Origin of the sequence: Chryseobacterium sp. IHB B 17019 (assembly GCF_001456155.1) — a bacterium.
GTDB lineage: Bacteria > Bacteroidota > Bacteroidia > Flavobacteriales > Weeksellaceae > Chryseobacterium.
The window spans coordinates 258,476-278,463 of the sequence record NZ_CP013293.1 but is presented as its reverse complement, the minus strand read 5'-3'; the positions used below and the strand labels follow the sequence as shown (position 1 = coordinate 278,463).

Genomic DNA, 19,988 nt, shown 5'->3' with positions numbered 1-19,988 from the left:
AAAGGTATAAATGATATGTGAAAAAGTACTGGCAATATGTAAAAAAGTACCACTGGGGAAGAATTCGATAATTTTACTACACTTCCGCTAAAAGTCTTGGAAATAATTCGAATGGAATATTATATTTTTTTCTGAATAAGAAGTGCATATTTTGATAACCTGCAAAACCATTCCTATGTGCAATTTCTTTACAGCTATAACTAGTAAAGAGTTGGTCTCGAAGTGCACCAAGCATCTTCATCTTATTAACAAATTGATGAAAAGTATCACCGAAATACTCCTTGCAATCTTTCTGAAACTGGTTATAGTTGATACCAAAATTGCGGACTAAAATTCTTAGCGATTTTACTTCTGCATTGTTTTCACTTTCCAGTATGGTATCTAAATATCGTAACGCGCTTGGGGTATATGTAATTGAAGCTTCTGAAATCGTTAGCTCGTAGAGATAGAAAGAAATCGATGGCGTTTCGCCATCCAGTATACCGAATCCACTAAAAAGATGTAAATCTTCCGTTGTTCTTAAATGTATATGAACTGGGATAGTCTGCGTTTCTAAAAGAGTCGGTATAAGCTCAAGGAGTTTTTTGTCCAGCTGATCAAAGTTTTGACCGACTAGCGCTGATAGGTCATAATGCTTTATCGGCTCTACTTTTTGATAAAAGTAGCTGTCGGGTGCAATATGCACCTTTTGAAAAAAAAGGATGTAGCTATTCAAAACTTTGTAAAGAGAATTGGATAACCTTTCGAGATGGTTCGTGCTTAATAGTGATGATTTTATCGGAAGTTCTGAGAACCGGACCATCGCTTCACCGATACTTTTATCGAGGAGAGAAAGTAAGTAAATATTCATGAGCGCGTGATTTTAGTTAGCAAAAAACTAAATAAAAATTTAATATACTTTTTTTTATTCATATTAATTCTCATCTTAGAGAATTAATATGAATTGTAATTAAATAATTACAACTATGTATGCTTACATAGAATAATAGTATAATCTAAAAGTCTCTCAAATAATTTACTCTTATTTATTTTCAAGATAGGATCATCGAATTTATTAACGATAATAAAATGATCTCCAACAAGAGTAAAATCCTTAAACATGTTCTGAAATATTATTTCATCTGGCTCAGTTCTTATAATAACTCCTTTCACCAACTCTTTTTCAGAGGAAAGCTGATTAGCTGTGGCTACAATCTGAAAATAATTAGTAGTAAATTCACAAGTTAGTGTGATCTCTAAGTCATGCTCCTTAAACTTTTTCCTTTTAAATATCCATTCATTCTTACAATTTTTTGTTCTAAAGTCAGCAAGTAATGTTAATAATATATCTAAAGGAATTTGTTTAAAGTCAGCTGCTTTTTTGAATCCTTCTTCAAATATATCAAGATAAAAATCACAATCTTCAGATCCTCTTATTTTCTCATAATGAGTTCTGTCAAAGGGTAGTTCGACCTTCAGCACATCTAGTGGCACGATGGATGGGGCTTCAATTTTATCTTCATGTACACTAATGGATAGCATATTAAATGTACCATCAGTCTTAAACTTATATTTACGTATTGCTTTTGAAAAAAAATTACAAATAAATCTTGTATTTAGTTGAAAATCATAACGAATTTGATTATCATTTTCAATATATGTCTCATAATCTAATCCTAATGTGATGTATCTTAAATTCATATTACGGTCTTTTATGGTATCTTGGGTCTAATGTTGACCTATTCTTATTTACATTTTTAGCTTCTGCTTCTTATATATTTTTTCTTGCATTTGGTCCTGCCGGTTCAGTATTTATTATCCTTAAATCAACAATTTTTTTACCTTCAGATTGGTAATTATATTATCAATTTAGGGCGAGTTCATGAAATTGATAAAGATTTTGACTACTATCATATAACGATCGCCAAATTCAATGAAACACAGATACATAAATTCTTACCAGGTGAAGAGCTCATCATATTTGAACATGTGATAGTTGACGACCCAATGGAATTCCTTTTGTCTTCCGCGATGAGGGACAATATGAAGAGCATGTTTACTACCACACGGGCTGAATTCGAAACTAAACGCGAGCAGAAAGATCAATCAGAATAGCTTAACGATCAGGGACTCAGCACACGTAAAAAGTAAAGCCACTGGGAAGTGGCTTTACATTGTACCTATATCATTCGTTAAGAATTAATTCTTAACATTGTCCATTACAATTTTAACATCATCATTAGTACGCACAACCTTGTAGACCAATTCATACCAGTCTTGTCCATTTGAGGTATTGTAGATCATAATTACATCGCCAATATCTTCTATCTTCGCATCAACGCAAACTCCTCCAAACTCAGTGTTTCCTTCTTCAAAATCTTTAACAATCGTATTTATCAAGAAGCTTTTCATATCATTTGAGTCCATATTTTCGTCGTACGTAGCCAAGTCTATCCATTCGCCATCTTTATAAATCAATCCAAATGGTGCAAATTCCTTTAATTGCTTCAGAAACTCTTCTGCTGTTATTACAATCTGATTAATTCCTATTACATGTTTTTCTGACATATTCTATAATTCGTTTTTTGTTAATACTTAAACACACCCAGGTATCTTACCACACTTGTCTTCCTTTGGAGCAGCATTCTGCGGATTTATTACAGCAGGAAGGGGCGTAGTTGCTCTTGTATTATCCACTTTAGCAGGTGGAGTAACACTATAAGGTTGAATCTCTACTCCAGAATCTTTTAAAGGCTTTGTAATTTGTGCATCTTTATTTATTCGTAGGATTAATCTTTTACCTTTAGTCAGGTTATCCTGAAGCCTCAACTGCCTAGTAAAGCCCTGTTTCTTGACATTTTTCACCTCAACTGGTCTTCCCTCCTTCGTAAAGCCATCGGGTCTAGTTTCTCCGGTTCTACCGGTCTTAGGATCAGTTGCTTCATAATTTTTCCCGTTTTTAGCAACACTTTGTCCCTCTTCATTCATTTTGTTGATCTGCTCTAATTCAACTCTTCGACCTCTATCAAAATGTCCCAGTTGTTCTTTGGAAAATCTACCTACTTTAACAGTACCTTCAACCACTTCTGGTTTAGTTATTGGTTCTATTATTGGCCGAACACTTGAATTCTCCATTAGAGGCATTACTCTTGTAACTACACCAACCCACTCAAGGCCTTCCAATTCCTTGCCGTCAATTACTCTATTTTCAGAAAAGTTATAATGTGACTGAAAAGCATATTTCTCACTTAACGGGTCAACATTAAAAAACCTACCTACAGATGGGTCATAATTTCTCCACTTAAAAGAACTCCATCCTTGCTGAACCTGTTTTTCTTGGGACTGAAAGCCATACTTGTAGCTAGGAGTAATTGATTGTGTAATACTTCCGTGTTCCAGTCCAAATGGGAAATAATCTACTTCATTATCAATAACTGCATCTCCCGTGGCATCTTTGTAGTAAGATACTCTGATATTTCCTACCTGATCTTTATAGTGATAAATATACTTATTATTTTCAAAACTGTAATATCCTTCCGAGGTTGAAACAAATTTCAAACTAGCAGCTGTTGGCAGCAGCGAAGTAAATTCATAATGAAAGTTATCCAAATACTCTGTATCAATAATTGTCGACTGTTTGGTATACCTCCTTCTAAATTTTGTCCCATCTGCACCGTAGATGTAGTTAAAAGCATATCCTTCGCCAATGGCAGCATTCATTTGAACATTGGTAGGCAGGTTTAGGAAGTTATAGTCAATTTTCTTAATTCTCTTGTCAACCATACTGGTCATGTTACCATTATCGTCATAACTAATAACATTACCTCCACCTCGATAACCGGCAAAATTCCCAGATGCATCGGTTATTGTCAAAAGCCTATTCCCTTGATAAGTGTATGTCAAGTTGTCTATCACCTCAGTGGTGGTTGGACTTCCCATTCCTTTTTGTCCGCGCTGCAAAACTGTAATATTCCCGTTATTATCGTATTCTACAGTCTCGTAGTAATCTATATTTAAGGTTGATGATAAGGGCTGGTAGCTTTTTCCATCTGTAAGTCTGTTTAGACCATCATATTTATAAGTATATCTCTTTAGGATACCATCAGTTGCCGTTTTCCAGTCAACCTCGGAAATATTTCCGTTATATTTTGGCTCCTGAATTCCCAATAAAGGATCAGGATTATGATATTTAATTTGATAACCGAACAATTTGCTTCCTAAACTCGCAGGATCATTTATTTTAGTCATCCAGCCTCTAACATCATATTCATAATCGATGCTTTGAAGATTATTCCCAACCTTTTGATTGGACAATAATGACCGCTCACTGTAGGTATTGTCGGTCAATAGTTCCAATGTTCCATTGTTCACCTGATGCCAGTGCTTTTTAAGCCTTTTTAGATCATCATACTCGAAGTCTTCATTGATTACAACTTCTGTATCTGTAGATAATCTCTTATGGTGTGTTTTTACCTGGATTGTTTTTCCAATAAAATCCAATTTATTTTCTACACGGTTATAACCACCCAAATGATTAATAGTATATTGTCCTATTATTCTGCCTTTTTTATCATAATAACTGTATTTCCTAGTCCAACTGTCATTTTCAATGTTTTTAATTAAGCTAATGACAGGAAGGCTTTTCGTACTTACGTTCTCAGAAGCTTCATTCTGCGTTAAAGTGGGCTCGCCCAAAATGGAAGTCGGAAAAGAAGGGTTAAAACTATAACCTGGGTAGGTATCATAGTAATTTAATGATAATAAGGTTACCCATTTTGTAGAATTCGGATAGGTACTGTCTGGATTTCCATAATAGACATCCATACCCTGCCTTTCAAAAAAAGCTGTAGTTAACCTATTGACATTGTTAGAACCATATGTATCAACAATAGCTTGCTCTGTAATTCTGTCCGCCCCTGTACCAATTCCTGTAATAGCAACTCGTCCAAATTGATCATACTTTGTATAAAGCCATCTTCCCTGCAATCTTAGGTTGGCATCCTGGGTAGCAACTACACGGTCTTGCTTGTCGTACAGAATAAACTCCCAGTCTTTCCCAGGCAGCTTTTTTTCAACCATTCTGTACCTGTTATCATACTTATATTGATAACACAGATCGTCCTGCCTCACAGTATTTGTAACAATATCCGAGTAATTATTTGCCTTCGATGGAATAATAAAAGCCAACTGATCAAACTCGTTATATACATAGTAGGTATCAACATAATCACCTACTGTAATTTCCTTTCTTTTAAGAATAAACTGTCCACTACTATTAATAAATTCAATGGTAGAATACCCGTCTTCATCTGTTACGGTTTGTTTACTTAGTTGGTTAGCCGCGTAATTACTTGATTCGCCAAGCGTACTTTTGGTAGCATTATTTTGCCAAATAGTAGTGGCGGTGAATTTTCTTACAGCATCGGAAACCGTATTAGCACCATAGCTGTAATTAGCAGGATGTAAGGTCCAGTCATTTCCGTACTGGATCTTCTGTTTGATCCTATCGTACGGCGAGTTTTCTAATACGTTTTCAGAATAGATCTTTTCAGATCCGTAAATAGCGCTCGCATTAGCCAGCGGAGTTGTGTAGATCGCTCCATTTTGGGTTCCTACTTGTGGAACCGGAAGGTGGTTTTTAGTTTGGATTCCAAAAGGGTTGTATTCAAAATGAGTAACAACATCTTTTGCAGTAGGGGACGCTTTTACATTTACAGTCTGTTTAGCCCTTCCTAGTCCGTCAAAATAGTTGATTGTTTCGGTATATTTTACACAGTCCGCATCGAAGCATGATTTTTCTGATATGTAGTTTTCAGTATTGCTTGCCTGGGCAATTAAAGCATTGCCGGCAAGAAATACAGAAAAAAGTAGTATTATTTTGTTTGTTAAATATTTTTTCATGATCTGTATTATGGTTTGTAGTTATACTTAAATTCTTTAAGCAGTTTTCCATTAACATCCTCTATTCTTTCGAGCCTGCTATTACTGTCATATTTGTAAAACTCCGAAATTCCTGATGGTGGAGTAACGCTTCTAACCCCAATAACCGGATCGTAGGAATAAGTAGTAATTTGATAACCAACCAGCGCAGGATTTTTTCTAAATACATTTAAGGCCTCTACCATCGCTGTTTCTGTTTGGTCGGCAGTCACTCCGGTTGGTGGTATGAAATCATTTTCCGAAGCGGTAAGAATAGCGGAAATATATGGCTGTACCTGATCGTAAGTAGCTCCTTCAATTTTTGCAATAGGCTGCGTTTTATTATACCCCCATATAATAGTGACAGGTATATCATCTTTGGTAGTAAACTGAATAACATTCCCCCCAGTATCATATTTATTGTAGGTCAATTCCGTACTTGGACTACTATTTTGCGGATTAAAATAGGTTTCAGAGGTTGGCAACAATAAGTTTCCGGTCTGTGCTGTCGGCAACGAAGTTGGATACACTGTTTCTGTTTTAGAAAGAACAATATTGTTTTTCTTCATTTCCTGCCCTAACGGAACTCCCACCATATATTTATTAATCATTGCTGTATTATTTGTATCATAAGCATATTTGTAATTGGTAACATAAATATTGCCGTCACTTTCTGTACGCCATATGGAGGTAGGGGTATTATAGGTGTAATTGTAAAAGTTCTGCTCCAGAGACTCTACATTTTCGAAAATGGTTTTCTTCTGGGCTAAAAAGCTGCTGTTAAAATTTATATTGTGTGCATCTAATAAAGCACCATATGAAACCCCTCCTGCATCGCTCCAACTACCCCAAGATTGAACCTGTCCAAATTGCTTTGAAACGAAGGCATATGCCCTCAAATAATCGGTCTGCTGTGTGTAGGTATAAATTGTCTCGCTTATTTTATTGGTGTTGGAATACACAATTTCTTTCAATGGTTTACCTCTCATTAATGAAAATGAGGTATAAGGTAATTGTTTAAACAATATCGGTGCAAGCCAGCCAAAATAACTGTTTCCAGACTTATCTTTGTAATCAGATTGCTCTAGATTAGTGAAGTAGGTTTCCTTTTTACCGCCATTATCGTCTAGCTCGGTTACTTTGCTATAAAGAATCGAATTATCTTCACTTTTTAGACTTTGAAATGAATTATAGTTAAATTCCCAAAAATTTAAATTAACAGATGGCTCGTATCCATCTAAAAGGTACACAGGTTTATAGGGAAGTATACCGCTTGATGTCACTCCATCATCGCTTAGATATGAGTATGTTTTATTAATGCAGTTGTTATTCTCATTGCAGGATTTTATTTTTTTAATTCTAAGTCCCCCTGCAACCTCATTGGAAGGAGTAGGAATCACCTTTAAATACGTTTCATTGAGGTCTTTATCTCCATATTTTGAATAGTCATTCAACTCATATTCGAATGTTGTAGTTCCCCCAGTCGGATAGGTAATCTTTTCAAGGGTTTGAGCCCTACTCATGTTCAGGTTTGGAACTTTATATGTCGGATATACATTTTGGAATATATTCTTCATTTGATCCTGAGGTACATTAAAATTAATACCTGATTCATAAAAACTTGTTCCATTATAATACCCCCAATGATCCGTAGCATCAGATATATATTTAGGAAGCTTTTGCGAATTGTATTGAAATGCATACTTCTCAATGCCATTAATTAAAACATTATTTAGAAGTAACCTATCTGTCGGATCATTGTTGTAATTGAATACAATATTTTTAATCATCCTTCCTGCTTTATCGGTTACATTAACATTGTCCAGCTTGTACCAGTGTTTAAAATTACTGTAAGCAGAAATATGGTGTGTATAAGGTGGTTCCCATTGATTAGTAGGCACATCGAACTGTTCGTATTCCTTTTGATTAGCTAATGACCTGTTAAGATTGACTATAAAATCTTCACCTTCCACTTTCTTCAAATAAACATTATTTAGCCTATTAGAACTTAATGCCAGTAAGTTTCCTGATGAAGCCGAGTTTCCAATTGAACCTGAATTTGATCCTTGCGTATAATATGATCTGTTTCCACTTCTGTTAACTACAAACACAGCTCTCTGATCTCTTTCGTAAGTAAATTTTATGTTTTTACCAGTGGGATAGATAATTTCATTGATATTCCAAGCCGAGGGAACAATGTGCGAATTGTAATTGGTATCAGCTGTCGAAGGAACTGAAGAAAATTCTATAGCATTATCATCCAACCCAAAAATATACTTGGTGCCATCATCGGCTGTGACGGTAAATCCATACAAAGTGCGTTTAAGGGTGAATGAAGTGTCCCCAATATAACTTCCGCCCAATATCGTTTTTTCAGGCAAGACGAAGTCGTTTTTATACTGGTATTCTATCTTAAGCGTACGCCCATCGCGTGTGCGACCAATCCACTTTCCTTTTTCATTGAGGTAAAAACTACCTGTAAGGCCACCTATATTAATTATAAATTCGTCGGGATTAGGGACAACATTGGGTTCATTATTTAATATGAATTGCAAATTAGCACTGTAGAAGCTCTGTAAGGCAGACGGACTGTCCCAATTTGGATTGTCTAATGTAGAAAAATTGTCCAAATAGGAATATCTGTTGTTCGGTACAGCACCACTGACATATACCTCGTCCACACCACTATTTACAATTCTTGTAATTGATCCTCCTATATCTAAACTCCAACCCAATCCGACCCATGTAGGTATTGTCGATGGCTTAATGGACTTTACATTATAACTAAGTGACGTCGTAAAATCATCTGTATCAAATAGTTGAATATTTATATTGGGTACACCTTTATACATATCTACAGGATACTTACCTGCAAGTGCGAAAGGTGTGGCATTTGGACTCTGTGGAAAAAAATTTCCACCAAAGTTCTGATAATTCTGTATCCCCTGTGCATTAAGCAGCGACGCTAATAATGCGGAGAGTATTATTAAATTCTTTTTCATTTTATTTCTTAATCAATTTAGCATTTGCTGTTTTATTGGTATCGGTTTTAATGGTGATGAGGTAAGCACCCTGAATTAAAGGCTGGGTATTGATCTTCGTAACTTTATTCTTGGTTTTTAGATTCTGCAACTGTCTTCCAGACATATCATACAGCAAAATATCAGCTTCCTTGAAATCAAAGCCGATTTCTACATATGCATAATCCGACACAGGATTCGGGTAAATCTTAATATCCTGCGTTTCTATTAACTGATCAATCTGCTTATCTCCAAGCTTTACAATCTTCCAGTTCTCTTTTCCAAGTTCTTCTGCACTTGTTCCTGCCAGAATAATAGAACCGTCTCTATTGAGTTTTATGTCAGATAGCCTTTCCTCTTTCTTTCTGGATTCTCCTTTTACATGTTTTCTCCACTGTTCATTTCCATTTTGGTCTAAGTATAACATCCAAAACGTTTCATCATCATTTTCCGTTCTTCCTTCTGCCTGGGTATAACCGCCTATTAATATTCCTTTGGACGATATATCATCAGAAGCGTGGAGAACACTCATTCCCATCAAAACATCCCGGTTTTTGAAATTGTAAGACTTCTGCCAGATTTCTTCCCCTCTTTCATTAAGTGAGATAAGCCATAAATCTGTTCCTTCTTCTATTCCTACAGATTTATTGCCTGATCTTTCTGATCTTGATTCTCCACCGATTAAAAAACCAGTTGATGTTAAAGCGAGTGTTCTTAAATGATCATCTCCTTTTCCGCCATAGTTCTTTTCCCATTCTACTTTTCCGTCTTTGCTAAGCTTAATGATCCAGTAATCTCCTTCACCAAAGTTTTCTGTTTTCTTTGATCCTCCTGAATTGCTTCTGGAGTAGACTCCCAGTAAAGCTCCGCCATCTTTGGTAGGAATCATTTTCTCTACTTCGTCCAATCCTTTTCCGCCCAACACGATTTGTGATAATTCTTTTCCGTTTTTATCCAGTCTTACAATCAAAACATCTTTGGAGCCGTAACCTTTTGCCGAATTCTGAACATTACCCGCAACGAAAAATCCAAAATCTGTGGTTTGAATTGCAGCTCTTGCTTCTTCATCGGATGTAGAACCAAAAGTTTTCTGCCATAATTCATCTCCAAGTTCATTAATCCTAATCAACCAAAAATCTGATCCTCCTTTAGATTCTTCTTTTTTGTCTAAAGATTTTCCACTATAAGAAGTTCCGGCAAGAAAAAATCCACCTTCTTGCGTAGCAACAGTAGCAGAAAGAAAATCATGATTGTTTCCAACAAAGAACTTTTCATAGATCAGTTCACCTTGCTGATCAAGTTTGACTAAGTGAAAATCGTAACCATTGTTCTGGTTGTCCGCCACAAGGTCTTTGGTTTGTATCGAACTTCCGGTAATTAAATATTGCCCGTCGAGCGTCGTGGTAAGTTGGCTGAGAAAATCCTGTGTGCTTGATTTGATCTCCTTTTCCCAGATTACTTCTTGCGCGGACAAGCCAAAGACAGCGCAGATAGTAAGTGCTGTCACATAAACTTTTTTCATAAGCATTGTAATTTTTTAATTCAAAGCAGTAAAGCTAGTCCCAAACCACTTTTCAAGGCAATGGGGTTTTTACTGATTTTTTTATATTATTTTTCCGTAAAAACCCTGAAATGAGTTTAAAAAAAACTTCATATCATCCAGCTTTACTTTACTAATGCAAAGCTAGATCGTCACTGCGACAGAACTTGTCGTATTATAAATGACTTCGATAACTTATAAATCGTTAGAAATTTTTGGACTAAGTAGAATATATATAATAAAAAAGTCTGCCCTCGGGCAGACTTCCTGTTAACCATTATATCTTATACTTTTTATTTGTCACTTGCATTAAACTGGAAACTTACCTTCTGCTCGTGACCCCAGTCATCGGAAACCCAAACGTCAAAAGATTGTGAAACTATGGATTCGGATATGTAATACATCCTGAATATCTGCTCAGGTAGTATATATGTGTTATTTGGCTTTAAAGTAAACATTTTTCCGTTTGCCAACAGTAGTTTACCTTCGCCGTCGAACTGGAAATACCGGATAAAATATTTAGTTGCCTGATAATTTCCTTCCGCCTCTATAGCACATCTGATCTCTATTGTTTCCCCATTCCCAATGTTTTTAGGGACAGGCATAATTTTGAGTTCAAAGGGAAAATCCGTTTTAATATCCAGTTCTTTGTCACAGGAATTCAGTGCAGATACTGCGATTATCATTAAAAACATACTTATCGTGAAAATCACTCTTTTCATAAATGAGCTTTTCTCGCTATCAAAATTCTTCATTTTTATAGATTTTAAAAGTTAAAATATGTATCGGACGCCGACACCTGCTGATGGACGGATTCGTTCAAGGGATGTTCCCCATACCGCTTTTGTCCTTCCCTGCAAAAGCAACAGCACATGATCGGTGATAAAAGTTTCCAGAGACAGCCTCACCCCGCCTCCATAAATAAAGCTGTCTTTATTTTGGATCATAGCACCATTGGGAAGGGTACTTTCTCCCCGGTTAATGACCTCGTACCCTACCAGAGCACTGAGCCCTATATTTAATGAAACGACTTTGGTCCAATCGCCCAATAAAACAAAGCTGTAACCGGTTTCGGCAACATAGCTTTCTACAGGAATAGCATATTTTTGAAACTCATGTTTTTTGTAGGAGTATTCCAAAGAAAAGAAATGATACCCCCCTTTTTTGCCGTTTACGGTCATTCCCACTTGCGCATAAAAATAATCATGAACAGGCTTTTTATCTGAAATCAACCCTATCGTGGCTTCAAATCCTTTTTGACCTTTAAGCAGTCTTTGTGCATAAATACTTGTCGTAAACACGACCGAAAATAATGCGGTAAAAATATATTTAGTCATAGCAGTCAGGCGTTAGTCGTTGAAAGTCAGTTGGAGGTTCTTTACGGGTTTTGCATGGATCAGGTCTTCATTTTGAACTTCCAGTCTCTGGTGTCTGCCACCGTTTTTTTCATAAAGTTCAATGACGAGCATCTTATCGTCCGCAAGGGTAAATTGGTTGAGTAAAAAAACATTCCGTTCTGTGCGGTGATCTTGTACATCAGTCAGCGGAATATAGGTTCTCAAGGGAGCCATTTCATTTTCCTGCACAGCTGTCTGTCTAGCGCTTTTGTTGTCTACGATCTTGAAGGTCATGAAATCAATGGGAAACGGCACATTGGTGTTGTTTTTGATTTCGGTATGAAAGTAGAATTTTCCCATATGGATGTAGATTCCTTTCAATAAGAAGCTTATTCCAAAACTGTACGAGCCGATATGCCTGATCAGTTTCTTGTTTTTAATGTAAATATTTTTTAGCGCAGCTTCGGTCAGCGATGGGCTGTGATCTCCAAGGTCTTCAAAGAGAACATCATTAACTTTTTCCTTCTCCTGGTGCTGAAGCATTTTCAACACATCGTAATTTAAAGTAGAGGGATATCCACTGTAGAAAACGTCGAAACTGTAAAATTTACCATCCTCCGTTATGACTGAGAAATTCGTTTCAGATTCAAAGTTTCTCACTGCTGCTTTTACGCGCAATACATTTTCGGCAGCATCGGCTTTTCCCGCAATCAGGTTCTCACTACCCAGATCCACATATTTTATTTTGGAAGGGAAGATAATATGTGTAGTCTTATCGTACGTGACCGTCAACCAATAAGGTTCAATCTTTCCTGTCCTCAACCTCGATTCGGTTACAAGGCTGTCTTTAATCGGTATGCTGTCGTGCTTCTGCGCTTTGGTATGCAGGAAAAAGACTGAATGCAGCACAAACACACAAAAACTTTTAAATAGTATTTTCATATCTTTTATTTTTAATGATTGTTATTTTTTGCCAACCAGAAATACCCGGTAGCCGGTTTTAAGGGTTACTTTTGGCATCCTGACTTTCTTTGAGAAATAACCAGAAATTCCCTGAACTACACTTTTGCTAAGATCGGTCGTGATCTGCTGACCTGCTGTTGAACTAAGCGATACGCTGGTCCCCGAAGTATTGCCCATATTGGCAATGGTTTCAGTAATGGCACTTCGTTCAGCAGATACCGAAACGGCGAGTCCGGGCTGTCCTTGTAGATCATAGACCGCAATTTCTACGGGAATAATATTGCCTTTATTTTCTATTGAACTGATCAAAAGCTGCAATCTGGCCCCCTGAAACTTGGCTGTTCCCGTCAATACCGTTCCTTTGGGAATAATCTGCCCGGTAATTTTAGCATCTTCCAAAAGCCTGATAGCAACAGCACTGTTATTAACAACAACCTGCTCCTGATGGATACAGGCGCGGATGCTGTTTGCGTCTTGAAAAGATTCTTTGGTTTTTTCGATGCCGAAAAAATTCCGGTATTTTCCTCGGCTGAGCTCAGCCAGCCAGGCACTGTCGGATGGTTGCCTGTTCAGAGCTGACACTATAATATGGGTAGCAGGGTACAATCCGGCGAATGAAATTTTCGGCGTCTTTTTTTCAAAAGTGTCTTCTGGGCTTTTTTGCTCTTTTATATCCGGTTTCGCGTTTCCGCCTGTCGGAAAATACTTGGCTGCCATTTGGTAGGACTTTTCCATCAGCGCTAGTTGACTTTCCACGGGATTACTCTGGACAACATTTTCCTTTTGAGCCAACTGGGCTTTCAGGGACCGAACTTCGTTCTGTAAGCGGGTCTCCTGCCCTTTGTCTTCATAAAAATTGCCTAAGGTCCCCTGGATATTGCGGTAGTTGTTCAATGCCTGACTATGATGGTCAGGAATTGGCCGGGCAGGATTTAGACCCTCCTTTTCGACATCACTTCCTGATGCTGCGCTGTCTACATTCCAATAATCAGAAAGCGTAGCTAGTGATTTTTTCCGTTCCAGTTCTTTTTGTTCTATTAGCTCTGATTCGTAGGCTTTGCCCTTGTCTTCCTGCATTCCCGCATCGGTTGCCTGCGGCACCACCTCGTTCAGCCCCAGCTCATTGGTGGCTTTTTTATCAGGTATAAAAATCATGTACATACAGGCGGCAAAAACGATGGCCATCAACCCATAAATAGCAGGTTTCCGTAGTTCCTTTAATCTGCCCTGAGAGGTTTCCGCCGCTTCAGGACTCTCGGACTGTCCTACTTCTGTAAGCCTCACCGAAGTTTTATTATTATCATTCTCTTTCATGTTGTTTACTTTTTAAAATGATTGATGATGAATCACCCAATTGATTTTCCCGTTTCAGAATTGGGTTCTGGATATGCTCTATGCCGTTTTTTCGCACCCTTGTCTCTGTTTTGGCATCATACCAAATAGTTGCAATCACGCATCCTGTGATCACCAGGTAGCCCGCGAAAAATAGGACGACAAACCTTCGCTGTTTACGCTCAGAGAGTTTAGACCAGCCCTCTTCTATTCGGCTTTCCCAGATATGGAATATTGCTTTTAATTTTTTCATTGGTTTATGGTTTTTAATTGAAATTTTGCCTTTAATGGCGCTGCCTTCCCTTTTTTTCCTGTAAAGGCTTATGTTTTGGCACATCACTGACCAGTTCTATGGCCTTCTTTGTGGTCGGTACAGCATCTAGTGACAGCTTATTCAGTTCACTTTTTCTGACCAATGAGCCATTAGCGTGTTTTTCGATAATCATTTTATCCATGCCCATCTTCCCATGATTCTCTTTCAGCCACATATCACACGAAACGAACTGTTTTCCATCAGCACTCCAGCTGATGTATGTGAGCAACCACAAGGCATCGCAGCCGCCCACCCTATTTTTGATTTTACCATCCATATAGTCTGCTACAATTTCCCTCAGTTTCCCAACTGTATCTCTTTGTGCCATCACATAACCATCATATCCTTTTGCGATAAGTGTATCGACAATCCTTTCTAGTTCTTTTTCTTTATCCATAAGGAAGGTTTATCGTTCTACAACCTGGATATCTTTATTTTCAAGTATTCTGAATCTTTCCATATTGAAACCCTGCGGATTGTTGTCGGAGCGGACCGAATTAACCAAAAAGCAGGAAGTGATCAGGTTTCTCTCAGTGACATTGCTTGAACGAAGGATAAACTGCCTGGCAAAAGTTTTCACAGCATACGGATAGCTATTAAAATCACACTGTACGCTGTCCACTTCTATGCGCTGTTGCACGTTTCCGGAGATAATCCTATTGTAATAGCCTTTCTCGGATAAATCCTTATAGTAGTCAAATGCACTTCTGTCAGCCAGATTGAAAGCCCTTTTCATGTTGCTTTCAATGGCGGTTTTATCAGGCGCCAGTGTAAAAAACAGTTCATGAAAACGGCGTACATGTTCCCTGGCTTCTACCGGGCGGTTTATGGTGGCATCCTGAGCCAGTGCCAGCATCAGCGATTTGCCGTTATCCAATACATAAATCTTTTGCCTTTGCTTTTCGGCGAAATCATACGATTTCCAAAGGGCATAACCTACAACTGAGCTGCACAGAACAGCGAATATGATGGCATAGAGTCTAATCTGCCTGAAACTGTTTTCTATGTTTCTTAAGGTTTTAAATTCCATTGTTTGACGTTTTATTGATTATTTTAAAAGTCGTCCGGCAATTTTCATTGCCTGACCACCGGCATTTCCTACTGTTGCCCCAGCACCAGCTCCGGCGATATTCCCGCTCTTATTTGCTGCCTGATTGATATTTCTGGTGAAGTTTCCTGCACCACCTGCCTGAATTACCCATCCCGTCACGGTTGGTATCGTGAAATACCCAACGATTCCTATGATCATGAAAATTGTATAGATCGTATTTGAGCCATCGGGAATAAAGTTGGGGTCGGACAGGCTTTCAATATCCTTTTCAAGCATCAACGACTGAAGTTTCGCGAGCATCGAGCTGAATATATCTGCGACGGGAAGCCACAGGTAAACGCTGATATATCTTGACAACCACTGGTTCAACGTCGACTGAAACCCGTCCCAGACTGAGATTGCAAAAGCAATAGGTCCGAGGATCGAGAGGACAATGAGAAAAAATGTCCTTATTGTATCAATGACCAATGCCGCAGCTTGAAAAAGGATTTCGAGGAGATCCCGAAACCAGTTTTTGATCGTTGTTTCCAGTTCATAGCTCTGCCTTTCGAGGTACATACCAGCCATGGTCCCGAGATCCGATGGTGACCAGCCGAGTTCTTCCAGCTTTTTATCAAACTCCTCATCAGAGATCAGGTAAGCCTGCTCAGGATTGCGGAGCATCGCCTCGCGTTCGAGCTGGTCTTTTTGCTGTTGCAGTTTATTCAGGTCGAGTACCTGGTTTTCCAGCATACTATGGGTGCCTTTTACCACTGGACTCAATACCGCATTGATCGTACCGAGTACTATTGTCGGAAAAAACATAATACAAATGCCCAGTGCAAAAGGTCTTAACAACGGAAACACATCGATTGGTTCGGCGCGGCTCAGCGCTTGCCAAACTTTTAGAGCGACATAAAAGAGCGCGCCAAGCCCCGCCACCCCTTTTGCTATCGCTGCCATCGTTGCCGACAGCGGAAGCATCTCGTCATAGAGCGAGCGTAATATTTCGTGCAAATTTTCGAATTCCATAATGTATAAATTTAGAGGTGATAGGGTTCTACCAGTACTTCTGATTAGCTGTACCATAAAGCTGCAATACACGCTTGCCGTCGTTTTGCTTTTTAGCGCGTAGATAGCTAACCGAAATATTTTTGTTCGTGTAGTAGCGAACCAACTTATAATACTCACTTACCTCCTTGTAAACGCGGTCGATAATTTCCATACGCTCTTTATCGTTCATGGAAAGACTGGAGGTATTCACGATCTGTTTGAGATCGCTTAGAAGGCCGCCACTTTCATTCAACAGTTTAGAATACCCAAAGGCAATCGCACTGAGCTCCTGGGAAGAAAAATTGGGGTCATCGATCATCTTTCCGAAATTGGTCACATACATTTCTGAGATGTCACCAACCATCAGTACCGTCTGCTGCACCTTTCGGGCATCTTTAATCAGATTATTGACCGCTTTGAGCTTGTCATAATATTCCTTTCCCTGTTCATAGACTTTTTTGACTTCATTGAAATTTTTAATCACATTGGAAACGGTATTGGAAGTCTGCACAATTTCATTGGCAGAATTCAAAATGCCCGATGCCAGATTAGTAGGATCAGTTACGACGAACTGCGCTTTTGCTGTGGCCATACTCAATAATATGCCGCACATTAACATTAACTTTTTCATTGTTTTCGATTTAAAATGTTATGATTTTGTTGAAATTTTATGGGTTCTCACTTTTGTAGGCAGCGATCCTTTTTATAGAAAGCTCCACATTGCCGTCAAGCTCTTTGGCCAGTGCCATTACTTCTAATTTTTCAGTTTCTTCGGTCGTATAGGCCAGGTATTCCTGAGCCGAAACTTCTGTCGCATAGACAGCTGAATGCGTTCCGCCCAAACCAATCCATACTTCTTTATAAAAGCGGTTAGGGTCGTTGTTCATATTGATAGAAAGTACCTGCGCTTTTTCTTTGTCGGTAAGGCCAAGCATCGCCTGAATGTCATCGAACTTGTTCATGTACTTGCGCTGGTCGAGCAGGATCTTACAATCGGAGTTGTTGATGATACTCTCACGAACAATTGGAGAATGAATGATATCATCCACTTCCTGCGTAACCACAATCGCCTCACCAAAGAACTTTCTGACAGTTTTAAACAAATATTTTAAATATTCTGCCATCCCTTCCTTTGCGATTGCCTTCCACGCTTCTTCAATTAAAATGAGCTTTCGGATACCTTTCAGCCGTCTCATTTTATTAATGAAGACTTCCATGATGATGATCGTCACGATCGGAAAAAGAATCTTATGGTCCTTGATCGAGTCGATTTCAAAGACAATAAAGCGCTTGGAAAGCAAATCAAGTTGCTTTTCTGAATTGAGCAGGTAATCATATTCTCCACCTTTGTAATAGGGCTCCAGCACATTCAGGAAATTGGCGATATCAAAATCCTTTTCTCTTACCTTCTTTTCCTCCAGTATCTTAAAGTAATCGCCTTTAACATACTCGTAGAATCCATTAAAGGAAGGGTTTGAGTTATCTTTTTTGATCCTGTCGATATAACCACTTACAGCATTGGAAAGTGCCACCTCTTCCGCGCGGCTTGGCGGTTCATCATCTCTTTTCCAAAGCGTCAAAATCAGGGTTTTGATACTTTCCCTTTTTTCAATATCGAAAACTCCATCGTCGGTGTAGAAAGGATTAAAGGCTATCGGATTATCTTCCGTATAGGTAAAATAAACCCCATCCTCTCCTTTGGTCTTTCCTTTGATCAGCTCACACAATCCCTGATATGAATTTCCGGTATCGACAAGTAATACATGCGCTCCCTGCTCGTAATACTGTCTCACCATATGATTGGTGAAGAAGGATTTGCCGCTACCTGACGGACCCAGAATAAACTTGTTTCTGTTGGTGATGATCCCTTTCTTCATGGGGAGATCCGAGATATCCAGATGGATAGGATTCCCCGTCAGGCGGTCTGCCATCTTGATACCGAAAGGAGAAGGTGAACTCTGATAATTCGTTTCTTCGGTAAAAAAGCATAGTGCTGGCTCAATGAACGTGTAAAAACTTTCTTCGCTTGGGAAATCCCCTGCATTGCCCGGAATCCCTGCCCAATACAGCGTTGCTACATCTGTAGTATTATGCCGGGGTTTACACTCCATGAGCGCGAGTGCGCTTCCCGTGTCATTTTTTAACTGTTTAAGTTCATGTGGATCATCTGACCAGGCCATCACATTAAAATGAGCACGGATCGAAGCAAGCCCATGTGAATGTGCTTCGTTGAGGTAACGCTCGATCCATTCTTTATTGATCTGATTGCTCCGGCTGTATCTCGCCAATGAATGCATGTTCCTCGCAGACTTTTCAAACTTTTTAAGGTTATCATCGCTGTTGTCGAGAAATAAATACTGGTTGTATATGTGGTTGCAGTTCAGCAGCAGTCCCACCGGTGCAGCAAACGACAACCGACAGTCGCTCCTATCTGTTGAAAGCTTTTCGTAACGGCTGTCGGTGGAAACCGTTGACGGCAGATCATCAGTATCGGATAAAGTATGCAGACAAAGCCTGTTATTTCCGATCCGCATTTCCTCAGTGCCGAGCGCAATATCCTGCAAAGCAGTTCCTGATTTTCGGGAAAGAGTAAAATACTGTTCAAGCAATCCCTGGTTATCTTTATTTCCAACAATACCCTCCTCATTCAATTGCTCGATTCTGATCAATCCGGAATCGTTAACTATCCGCTGGAACTGGCTTACTGATTCCATAAACCTAGCTACTGCCTCCTTATCCCTGATCTCTTTGGGAACCAGTACTCCTTTGCACAGCGAAGAGAAATTGCTTTGCATCCGCATGCGCTCTTTGGAAGTTTTGGTAATGAAAACATAGCAATAATGATTCAAAAACGGGCGCTCATTGAAATGCTGCTGATAGGATTTTGCCAAAAAGCTTAAATCGTCTCTGTCAATATCCGGTGCATAATTTTCCTTGATATACCAATCCTGTTTATGGACCACGGTGTAATCAGGTAATGTTTTTACTGCCTTATGCCATGCCGAATGTATCGCATCGTATTGCGGTCCTGCGACTGTAAAAATCTCAGGAAGGCTCACTTTAAAGCAAGCAGTGATATCAGCCTCCTTGGAAATAATACAATTGTTTTCCAGTGCCAGCAGTGGAAATTTATTCTCCAACGTGGTTGCCCTTGATCTGTTTCTCATAAGGCAACTTTTTTAATGGTGAATTTCAGATAGCGGTAGATCGGCTTACGGCAGATGATGTATTTCGGGTGTTTACTTTTTGCACCGATTTTCATCAGCCCATGCTCACCATACTTCCGGTTCAGTTTGAAAGTCTGCCAGATAATTAGTGAGGCTCCACCTGCCCCGATGATAAGGCAGATGTAAGAGTTGACCCCGGCCATGTAGAGGATCATTGTGAGGATCAGAATGCTCAGCAGGCCTCCTGCGAAAATGAACAGGTACTGCGCTTTTAATCCCTTAAACTCGACGGTTCTCCCAATGCCCTTGTTGATGTTGAATGTTGTTTTCATAAG

The 19,988-nt window shown here is 38.9% G+C and carries 17 protein-coding genes; all 17 read right to left on the bottom strand.

All coding sequences use genetic code 11. The features are described from left to right. Nucleotides 1–76: 76 nt before the first annotated feature. Nucleotides 77–850 (bottom strand): helix-turn-helix domain-containing protein, encoded by a 774-nt coding sequence (locus ATE47_RS01290; RefSeq protein ID WP_062160256.1) that lies wholly within the window; start codon nucleotides 848–850, stop codon nucleotides 77–79. 113 nt (nucleotides 851–963) lie between these two features. Continuing rightward, entirely contained in the window at nucleotides 964–1,680 is a 717-nt protein-coding gene (locus ATE47_RS01285) for a hypothetical protein (protein ID WP_062160255.1), read from the bottom strand. Nucleotides 1,681–2,178: 498 nt separating this feature from the next. Further along, the gene (locus ATE47_RS01275; RefSeq protein WP_062160253.1) at nucleotides 2,179–2,547 is read right to left on the bottom strand and encodes a hypothetical protein; all 369 of its coding nucleotides are present in this window, start codon (nucleotides 2,545–2,547) and stop codon (nucleotides 2,179–2,181) included. Nucleotides 2,548–2,574: 27 nt separating this feature from the next. Further along, nucleotides 2,575–5,880, bottom strand: a complete 3,306-nt coding sequence (locus ATE47_RS01270; protein WP_062160252.1) for a DUF6443 domain-containing protein — start codon at nucleotides 5,878–5,880, stop codon at nucleotides 2,575–2,577. An 8-nt stretch (nucleotides 5,881–5,888) separates the two neighbouring features. Then, complete coding sequence (locus ATE47_RS01265) at nucleotides 5,889–8,900, bottom strand: hypothetical protein (protein WP_062160251.1); 3,012 nt, start codon at nucleotides 8,898–8,900, stop codon at nucleotides 5,889–5,891. 1 nt (nucleotide 8,901) lies between these two features. Beyond that, a complete protein-coding gene (locus tag ATE47_RS01260) occupies nucleotides 8,902–10,440 on the bottom strand; it encodes a T9SS type A sorting domain-containing protein (RefSeq protein WP_062163404.1) in 1,539 nt (512 codons plus the stop codon). Nucleotides 10,441–10,751: 311 nt separating this feature from the next. Continuing rightward, on the bottom strand, nucleotides 10,752–11,213 hold the full coding sequence (locus ATE47_RS01255; RefSeq protein ID WP_228376299.1) for a DUF3872 domain-containing protein: 462 nt from the start codon (nucleotides 11,211–11,213) through the stop codon (nucleotides 10,752–10,754). Between the two features lie 18 nt (nucleotides 11,214–11,231). After that, entirely contained in the window at nucleotides 11,232–11,795 is a 564-nt protein-coding gene (locus ATE47_RS01250; protein WP_062160250.1) for a conjugal transfer protein TraO, read from the bottom strand. A gap of 12 nt (nucleotides 11,796–11,807) precedes the next feature. Further along, on the bottom strand, nucleotides 11,808–12,737 hold the full coding sequence (gene traN / locus ATE47_RS01245) for a conjugative transposon protein TraN (protein ID WP_062160249.1): 930 nt from the start codon (nucleotides 12,735–12,737) through the stop codon (nucleotides 11,808–11,810). Nucleotides 12,738–12,758: 21 nt separating this feature from the next. Then, nucleotides 12,759–14,072: a conjugative transposon protein TraM gene (gene traM, locus ATE47_RS01240; protein WP_062160248.1), complete on the bottom strand. Its 1,314-nt coding sequence runs from the start codon at nucleotides 14,070–14,072 to the stop codon at nucleotides 12,759–12,761. After that, nucleotides 14,059–14,343, bottom strand: coding sequence for a hypothetical protein (locus tag ATE47_RS01235; RefSeq protein WP_062160247.1), 285 nt, complete (start codon nucleotides 14,341–14,343; stop codon nucleotides 14,059–14,061). The genes traM and ATE47_RS01235 overlap by 14 nt, the downstream gene beginning before the upstream one ends. A 31-nt stretch (nucleotides 14,344–14,374) precedes the next feature. Further along, nucleotides 14,375–14,800, bottom strand: a complete 426-nt coding sequence (locus ATE47_RS01230; protein ID WP_062160246.1) for a hypothetical protein — start codon at nucleotides 14,798–14,800, stop codon at nucleotides 14,375–14,377. 9 nt (nucleotides 14,801–14,809) lie between these two features. Further along, on the bottom strand, nucleotides 14,810–15,433 hold the full coding sequence (traK, locus tag ATE47_RS01225; protein ID WP_062160245.1) for a conjugative transposon protein TraK: 624 nt from the start codon (nucleotides 15,431–15,433) through the stop codon (nucleotides 14,810–14,812). An 18-nt stretch (nucleotides 15,434–15,451) separates the two neighbouring features. Next, nucleotides 15,452–16,465 carry a conjugative transposon protein TraJ gene (traJ, locus tag ATE47_RS01220; RefSeq protein WP_062160244.1) on the bottom strand — a complete coding sequence of 338 codons (1,014 nt, stop codon included), beginning with the start codon at nucleotides 16,463–16,465 and terminating at the stop codon, nucleotides 15,452–15,454. A 28-nt stretch (nucleotides 16,466–16,493) separates the two neighbouring features. Then, nucleotides 16,494–17,117, bottom strand: coding sequence for a DUF4141 domain-containing protein (locus ATE47_RS01215; RefSeq protein WP_062160243.1), 624 nt, complete (start codon nucleotides 17,115–17,117; stop codon nucleotides 16,494–16,496). Between the two features lie 37 nt (nucleotides 17,118–17,154). Continuing rightward, nucleotides 17,155–19,653: a TraG family conjugative transposon ATPase gene (locus ATE47_RS01210; protein ID WP_062160242.1), complete on the bottom strand. Its 2,499-nt coding sequence runs from the start codon at nucleotides 19,651–19,653 to the stop codon at nucleotides 17,155–17,157. After that, entirely contained in the window at nucleotides 19,650–19,985 is a 336-nt protein-coding gene (locus tag ATE47_RS01205) for a DUF4133 domain-containing protein (RefSeq protein ID WP_062160241.1), read from the bottom strand. The genes ATE47_RS01210 and ATE47_RS01205 overlap by 4 nt, the downstream gene beginning before the upstream one ends. Nucleotides 19,986–19,988 lie beyond the last annotated feature (3 nt).

What these genes read in the sequence shown, in the direction of transcription:
- ATE47_RS01215 (WP_062160243.1), bottom strand. Translation starts at nt 17,117, where the DNA reads ATGAAAAAGTTAATGTTAATGTGCGGCATATTATTGAGTATGGCCACA.
- ATE47_RS01230 (WP_062160246.1), bottom strand. Translation starts at nt 14,800, where the DNA reads ATGGATAAAGAAAAAGAACTAGAAAGGATTGTCGATACACTTATCGCA.
- traK (WP_062160245.1), bottom strand. Translation starts at nt 15,433, where the DNA reads ATGGAATTTAAAACCTTAAGAAACATAGAAAACAGTTTCAGGCAGATT.
- traN (WP_062160249.1), bottom strand. Translation starts at nt 12,737, where the DNA reads ATGAAAATACTATTTAAAAGTTTTTGTGTGTTTGTGCTGCATTCAGTC.
- ATE47_RS01265 (WP_062160251.1), bottom strand. Translation starts at nt 8,900, where the DNA reads ATGAAAAAGAATTTAATAATACTCTCCGCATTATTAGCGTCGCTGCTT.
- ATE47_RS01210 (WP_062160242.1), bottom strand. Translation starts at nt 19,653, where the DNA reads ATGAGAAACAGATCAAGGGCAACCACGTTGGAGAATAAATTTCCACTG.
- ATE47_RS01205 (WP_062160241.1), bottom strand. Translation starts at nt 19,985, where the DNA reads ATGAAAACAACATTCAACATCAACAAGGGCATTGGGAGAACCGTCGAG.
- traM (WP_062160248.1), bottom strand. Translation starts at nt 14,072, where the DNA reads ATGAAAGAGAATGATAATAATAAAACTTCGGTGAGGCTTACAGAAGTA.
- ATE47_RS01250 (WP_062160250.1), bottom strand. Translation starts at nt 11,795, where the DNA reads ATGACTAAATATATTTTTACCGCATTATTTTCGGTCGTGTTTACGACA.
- ATE47_RS01290 (WP_062160256.1), bottom strand. Translation starts at nt 850, where the DNA reads ATGAATATTTACTTACTTTCTCTCCTCGATAAAAGTATCGGTGAAGCG.
- traJ (WP_062160244.1), bottom strand. Translation starts at nt 16,465, where the DNA reads ATGGAATTCGAAAATTTGCACGAAATATTACGCTCGCTCTATGACGAG.
- ATE47_RS01285 (WP_062160255.1), bottom strand. Translation starts at nt 1,680, where the DNA reads ATGAATTTAAGATACATCACATTAGGATTAGATTATGAGACATATATT.
- ATE47_RS01275 (WP_062160253.1), bottom strand. Translation starts at nt 2,547, where the DNA reads ATGTCAGAAAAACATGTAATAGGAATTAATCAGATTGTAATAACAGCA.
- ATE47_RS01255 (WP_228376299.1), bottom strand. Translation starts at nt 11,213, where the DNA reads ATGAAGAATTTTGATAGCGAGAAAAGCTCATTTATGAAAAGAGTGATT.
- ATE47_RS01260 (WP_062163404.1), bottom strand. Translation starts at nt 10,440, where the DNA reads ATGAAAAAAGTTTATGTGACAGCACTTACTATCTGCGCTGTCTTTGGC.
- ATE47_RS01235 (WP_062160247.1), bottom strand. Translation starts at nt 14,343, where the DNA reads ATGAAAAAATTAAAAGCAATATTCCATATCTGGGAAAGCCGAATAGAA.
- ATE47_RS01270 (WP_062160252.1), bottom strand. Translation starts at nt 5,880, where the DNA reads ATGAAAAAATATTTAACAAACAAAATAATACTACTTTTTTCTGTATTT.